At 58.9% G+C, this 6,199-nt stretch carries 4 protein-coding genes and 2 tRNA genes; 2 read left to right on the top strand and 4 right to left on the bottom strand.

Going from position 1 to position 6,199, the window contains the following annotated elements; translation table 11 throughout:
* Nucleotides 1–21 precede the first annotated feature (21 nt).
* A tRNA-Asn gene (locus AC0TOY_RS00215) sits at nucleotides 22–97 on the top strand.
* Between the two features lie 142 nt (nucleotides 98–239).
* On the opposite strand, the gene AC0TOY_RS00210 is transcribed toward AC0TOY_RS00215, so the two are convergent.
* The 3 genes from AC0TOY_RS00210 to shiA form a co-directional block, all read right to left on the bottom strand.
* A complete protein-coding gene (locus AC0TOY_RS00210; protein WP_473721380.1) occupies nucleotides 240–2,006 on the bottom strand; it encodes an aminopeptidase P family protein in 1,767 nt (588 codons plus the stop codon).
* An 18-nt stretch (nucleotides 2,007–2,024) separates the two neighbouring features.
* Nucleotides 2,025–3,479, bottom strand: coding sequence for an AMP nucleosidase (locus AC0TOY_RS00205; RefSeq protein ID WP_157189415.1), 1,455 nt, complete (start codon nucleotides 3,477–3,479; stop codon nucleotides 2,025–2,027).
* 73 nt (nucleotides 3,480–3,552) lie between these two features.
* The gene (gene shiA / locus AC0TOY_RS00200; RefSeq protein ID WP_473721379.1) at nucleotides 3,553–4,866 is read right to left on the bottom strand and encodes a shikimate transporter; all 1,314 of its coding nucleotides are present in this window, start codon (nucleotides 4,864–4,866) and stop codon (nucleotides 3,553–3,555) included.
* A gap of 191 nt (nucleotides 4,867–5,057) precedes the next feature.
* Between shiA and ldtA the strand changes: the two genes are divergently transcribed.
* Nucleotides 5,058–5,957 carry a L,D-transpeptidase gene (ldtA, locus tag AC0TOY_RS00195; protein WP_090419661.1) on the top strand — a complete coding sequence of 300 codons (900 nt, stop codon included), beginning with the start codon at nucleotides 5,058–5,060 and terminating at the stop codon, nucleotides 5,955–5,957.
* A gap of 145 nt (nucleotides 5,958–6,102) precedes the next feature.
* Here the strand turns inward: ldtA and AC0TOY_RS00190 are convergent.
* Nucleotides 6,103–6,178 (bottom strand) — tRNA-Asn (locus AC0TOY_RS00190).
* Between the last annotated feature and the right edge of the window lie 21 nt (nucleotides 6,179–6,199).

The raw sequence follows: 6,199 nt of genomic DNA, 5'->3' as shown, positions 1-6,199 counted from the left end.
TATGCGCCCCGTTCACACGATTCCTCTGTAGTTCAGTCGGTAGAACGGCGGACTGTTAATCCGTATGTCACTGGTTCGAGTCCAGTCAGAGGAGCCAAATTTGAAAAGCCTGCTTTTAAAGCAGGCTTTTTGCTTTTCTGCGCAAGGTAAATGCAAAACGGCAACCTTGTTGCCGTTTTTAGTGTGTGCACCCTCTCCCGTGGGAGAGGGTTGGGGTGAGGGCACCAGACCGCACGAAATTACAAACTAATCGGCGCCGTCGCCTCAATCAGCCACGGACGCGCATCGCTGTTCACCAGAGGTGAAAGCGCCTCGCGTACCTGCTGGTGATACGCATCCAGCCACTGCTTTTCCTGATCGCTCAACAGATGCAGCTCAACCTGACTTAAGTCGATCGGGATCAGCGTCAGCGAGGCAAATCTACAGAACCCCGGACGGCTCTCCACAATCTCCACCTGGTTTTCAATACGAATACCGTGGCTGTCGCCCAGATAATATCCCGGTTCAATCGTCATGATGTTGCCCGCCACCAGCGGCCACGGGTTGACCTTTTTGGCGATGCGATGTGGGTTCTCATGGATCAGCAACTGGTGTCCAACGCCATGTCCCGTGCCGTGATCGTAATCCAGCCCCATCTCCCACAGCGGACGACGCGCGAAGGCATCCAGCTGATGCCCCTGAGTCCCGGAAGGGAACTGCAGGGTAATCAGTGACAGGAAACCTCTCAGCACGGCGGTGTAGTGCAGTCGCTGCTGCGGATCGACCTTACCCCATGCCAGCGTGCGCGTGGCGTCGGTGGTGCCATTCACATACTGGCCGCCAGAATCGTTCAGGTAAAAATGGTTATGGCCGATGGGCTTATTGCTGGCCTCGCTCGAATGGTAATGACACATCGCCGCATTGCTCGAAGAGGCGGAGATGGTTGCAAAACTCTGCTCGATGAACCCAGGCTGCTGTTGACGGAACGCAAGCTGCTGCGCCTGAACCTCCAGCTCTGTTAGCGGATTCCCTGCCGCCTCGCGCAGCGGCACTTCGCGGCTCAGCCAGGCCAGGAAGTTGACCCAGGCGGCACCGTCCTGGTGATGACACTCGCGATAACCTGCCAGCTCGACCGGGTTTTTGGTGGCCTTTATCAGGGTGATGGGGTCAGTCCGCCAGACAATTTCTCCCCGTGGCTCAATGGCGAAGCGCAGAGCCACCGGCGCGGAATCGGCATCAATCATCACCCGTTTGCCTGCAGCAATCTGCTGACAGCGTTCGATAAAAGTGTCCTGCGGCGCAATGGTAAACGCATTGCGTACCTCTTCAGGCAGGGCGCTGAGCTTATTGTCGTTAACAAACCACTCAACGTGACCGTCACGACCAAGAAGGGCAAAGGAGAGCGGTACCGGGCTGTAAGGAATATCCGCGCCACGCACGTTTAACAGCCATGCGATATTATCCGGCAGGGTAACGGCGAGATAATCGGCATTGTTTGCGGCCAGCACCCCGGCGACGCGCTGACGTTTGTCCTCGCTGCTTTCACCGCTGTATTCAACCGGCATTTCCCGGATAAGCCCCGCCGGTGCGGCAGGGCGGTCAGTCCATAGGGCGTCAAACGGCGAGGCCTTCAGAGGAACCAGCTCGCACGGCGTGGCAGACAGTTGCTCAAACTCCGAGTTGGTCATCAGCAGCGGATCAAAACCGATGCGCGTCCCGGCCTCCACGTTTTCCGCCAGCCATTCTGCCAGCGGCTCGTTGTGCAGATGGTGGATCTCAACCTCATCCGTATTGACCTGAACGCGAGCCTGAACCTGATAGCGCCCGTCGACGAACAGCAGCGCTTTGTTTTTCAGCACCAGCGCCACGCCGGCCGAACCGTCAAAGCCCGTCAGCCAGGCCAGCTTTTCGTCGTATGGCGCGCAGTATTCGCTCTGCCAGGCATCCGCACGCGGGACGATCATCCCGTCGAGATGGCTGGCCTCGAGCCAGTGGCGCAGGGCAGAGAGCTGAGATGTGCTGGACATGGTTATTCCTTATCGTTATTAGCGGAACGGCGGCTCGTTGAAGGTGCGCAGCTTGCGGGAATGGAGCCTGTCACCTTCCGCCCGCAGCAGGTCAATGGCGCGAATACCAATCTGCAGATGCTCTGAGATAGCCCCCTCATAGAAGCGGTTGGCCTGCCCCGGCAGCTTAATTTCGCCGTGCAGCGGCTTATCTGAGACGCACAGCAGGGTGCCGTAGGGAACGCGGAAGCGATACCCCTGCGCGGCGATGGTGGCGCTCTCCATATCAATTGCCACCGCGCGGCTCAGGTTGAACCGCAGCGCGGAGGCGGAGTAACGCAGCTCCCAGTTGCGGTCATCCGTCGTGACGACCGTACCGGTGCGCAGGCGCTGCTTAACTTCTTCACCCGGCATGCCGCTGACCTCTTTGGTAGCGTCATACAGCGCGCGCTGTACCTCCGCGATGCTCGGGATTGGGATATCCGGCGGCAGCACCGCATCCAGCACGTGGTCATCACGCAGATAGGCGTGGGCGAGCACGTAGTCGCCAATCAGCTGGCTTTCACGCAGGCCGCCGCAGTGGCCGATCATCAGCCACACGTCCGGACGCAGCACCGCCAGATGGTCGCAGATGGTTTTGGCATTTGACGGGCCCACGCCGATGTTAATCAGCGTAATGCCCTGGCCGTCGGCGGTGATCAGGTGCCAGGCGGGCATCTGGTGCTTTTTCCACGCCAGGTCGGAGATAGCCTGCTCGGGCGCTTCGGTCTCCGCGGTGATCCAGATCCCGCCCGCGCAGGACAGCGCGATATACGGGCTTTCCGGGTCGAGGATCTGGCTGCAGCCCCAGCGGACAAACTCGTCAACGTAGCGGGTGTAGTTGGTAAAGAGGACGAACGGCTGGAAATGTTCGACGGGCGTGCCGGTGTAGTGGCGCAGTCGCGCCAGGGAGAAATCGACCCGGCGGGCATCAAAGTGCGACAGGGGAGAAAATTCTGCCGGGTGATAGATCCCATCGGCCGTCTCATCGCCAATCTGTGAAAGCTCCGTCGTCGGGAAGTGGCGGGTCAGCCCCGCGCTCATTGAGCGATCCAGCGTTAGCGCCGAGCCGTCTATCACGTACGGATAAGGGATTTCATGCTGCGAGGGCTCAACGTGAATGTGCGCGCCGTAATCCTGATACAGCAGCGTCAGCTGTTCTTCAAGATACGGGCGGAAAAGTGCCGGGCGGGTAACGGTGGTACTGTAGCAGCCGGAGTGGGTAAAACGGGCGTAGGCGCGGGTTTTCGGTGTCGTGCTGGCGCTGCCGTCCCAGGTCACAGAGAGCGATGGATAAACAAAAAGGCCCTCGGTTCTGGCCTTTTCGTCGGGAAGTTTCCCTGTTTCGATATATTCGCTGATGGCGCCGCGTAGCGCGTTGACGGACTGTTCGTACAGCGCGTCGAGTTTTTCCAGCGCCTGAGCCGGGGTCAGGCTGGAGCCCTTATTATTCATCTCTGTCTCCTTGTTCCACAGGTATGCGACTCTACCCGATAGTATGTCACACACCTGTGAAACAAAAGTGAGATCAGCGGTGGCTCGTCTCTTTCATCAGTAGCGCCGTTGCCGCCGACAGCAGGCAACCGGCCAGCAGATAAATCGCCACGCTGTGCCAGTTGCCGCCCGAGAAGGTCACCAGCGCGGCGGCAATAAACGGCGTAAACCCGCCGCCGACCATGCTTGCGACCTGGTAACCCACGCCCGCGCCGCTGTAGCGGTAGCTGGCGCCGAACAGTTCGGTAAACATCGGCTGCTGAACGCACACCACCATATCGTGAGCGATGTTCGCGAGCATGATGGCAAAGAAGACAATCCAGAAGATCGACTGCGCCTCCAGCGCCATAAAGAATGGCCAGGCGCTGAGGCTCCCAATCAGCGCGCCGGTGATGTAGACGCGACGGCGGCCAAACCGGTCCGCCAGCCAGGCGAAGCAGGGTATCGTCAGGCAGCTGATCCCGCCGACCAGCAGGCCGATATTCAGGAACAGCTCGCGCGGCAGGCCGAGATTCTGCGTCGAATAGTTCAGGGCAAAGGCGGTGACGATATACATCGTCAGCAGCTCGCACAGGCGCAGGGCGATAATTTTCAGAAAAGCGCCAGGGTGCCGAATCAGGGCTTCCATCACCGGCAGTCGCTTTTTGACGGCCGGTTTTTCCTGCTGCTTTTCGAACTCTGCCGACTCCTCCATTCCGTTACGGATCCACAGCGCGGCGATGACCAGCACGATGCTGAAGATGAATGGAATGCGCCAGCCCCAGCTCAGGAACTGCTCGTCGGTAGTGAGCTGGCTGATTAACGATACCAGCCCTGTGGAAAGCAGCAGCCCTACGCCGTACCCGACCTGCACGCCGCTGCTGTAAAACGCTTTCTTGTTTTTTGGCGCGCTCTCAACGGATAACAGCGCCGCGCCGCCCCATTCGCCACCCACGGCGAAGCCCTGAATGGCGCGTAATGTCACCAGCAACACTGGGGCCCACCAGCCAATGGCGGAAAAAGAAGGGAGTATGCCAATCAGCGCGGTGGCGATCCCCATCATCCAGACGGTGAGCATCAGCATGCGCTTGCGGCCGAGGCGGTCGCCGAAGTGGCCGAAGATCACCCCGCCCAGCGGGCGAAACAGAAAGCCGACGCCGAAGGTGGCAAACGCGGCGAGCGTGCCCATCGCGGGGCTGACCTGGGGAAAAAACTCGCGGTTGAACACCAGCGCGGCGGTAATGCCGTAAAGCAGAAAATCATACCAGTCGACGACGGCACCCGCGAAGCTGCCGAGTGCGGCGCGGCGGGCACGATTGAGCGAAGGGGTCTCCTCGTTGGGACGATCGGAGATGAGGGTGGAGTCCATAGTTGTCCTGTCTGCACTTATTTTTAATTATTGGTATAAGAAAAGGTCACTCACATTGCGCCCGTCATATAAACGGAATCTATGAGACTACCGCGACAGGGGGCCTGTGCAAACTGATTTTATTTCCTGATGGGTAATGCAAAACGGCTACGCTATGCTTAATAAAGAGCGAAGCGACTGAGGAAGGGAAGATGTGTCGTAAAGAGGCGTTGGGCTGTCTTGCTGCATTACTTATCAGCCAGAGCGTGCAGGCGGTGAGCTATCCTTTACCGCCGGCGGGCAGCCGTCTGGTAGGGAGTTCGCAGGTCATTACCGTGCCGGATCATAATACATTACCGCTTGAGGCCTTTGCCGCGCAGTACGGGCAGGGGCTAAGCAATATGCTGGAAGCGAACCCGGGGGTGGATCCTTTTTTACCCAAATCCGGCACCCGGCTGGTGATCCCTCAGCAGCTGATTTTGCCCGACACCGTTCGCGAGGGGATTGTCGTTAACGTGGCGGAAATGCGCCTCTACTATTATCCACCCGGCAGCAATACCGTTGAAGTGCTGCCCATCGGCATCGGTCAGGCCGGGCGCGAAACCCCGCGAAACTGGGTGACGGCCGTTGAGCGTAAGCAGGTGGGGCCAACCTGGTCTCCGACGCCGAATACGCGCCGTGCCTATGCGGCAGAAGGGAAAACGCTCCCGGCATTCGTGCCCGCCGGGCCGGATAACCCGATGGGGCTGTATGCCATTTATATCGGCAGGCTCTATGCCATTCACGGCACAAACTCGAATTTTGGCATCGGGCTGCGGGTGAGCCAGGGCTGTATTCGTCTGCGTAATAACGACATCAAATATCTTTTTGATCATGTTCCCGTCGGAACCCGCGTGCAGCTTATCGATCGGCCCGTTAAAGTCACCACGGAGCCGGACGGCAGCCGCTGGGTGGAAGTTCACGAGCCATTATCACGTAACCGCGCGGAGTTTGAATCGACCCGGAAAGTGCCTCTGCCAATGTCAGCCGCGCAGCGGACGCAGTTGATAAACGAGGGGGCGGGAGCCGAACTGGAACGGCGGTCAGGGATGCCGGTTAAGGTAGGCATGTAAGGGGATTGTGCGGGCTGGTGCCCTCACCCCGGCCCTCTCCCACGGGAGAGGGTGCACACACTAAAAACGGCAACCTTGTTGCCGTTTTGCATTTACCTTGTGCAGAAAAGCAAAAAGCCTGCTTTAAAAGCAGGCTTTTCAAATTTGGCTCCTCTGACTGGACTCGAACCAGTGACATACGGATTAACAGTCCGCCGTTCTACCGACTGAACTACAGAGGAATCGTGTGAACGGGGCGCATA

Source organism: Enterobacter sp. PL_is379, from assembly GCF_055817355.1.
Note: the sequence above shows the minus strand (reverse complement) of the source record. Positions and strands in the feature narration are given on the sequence as shown.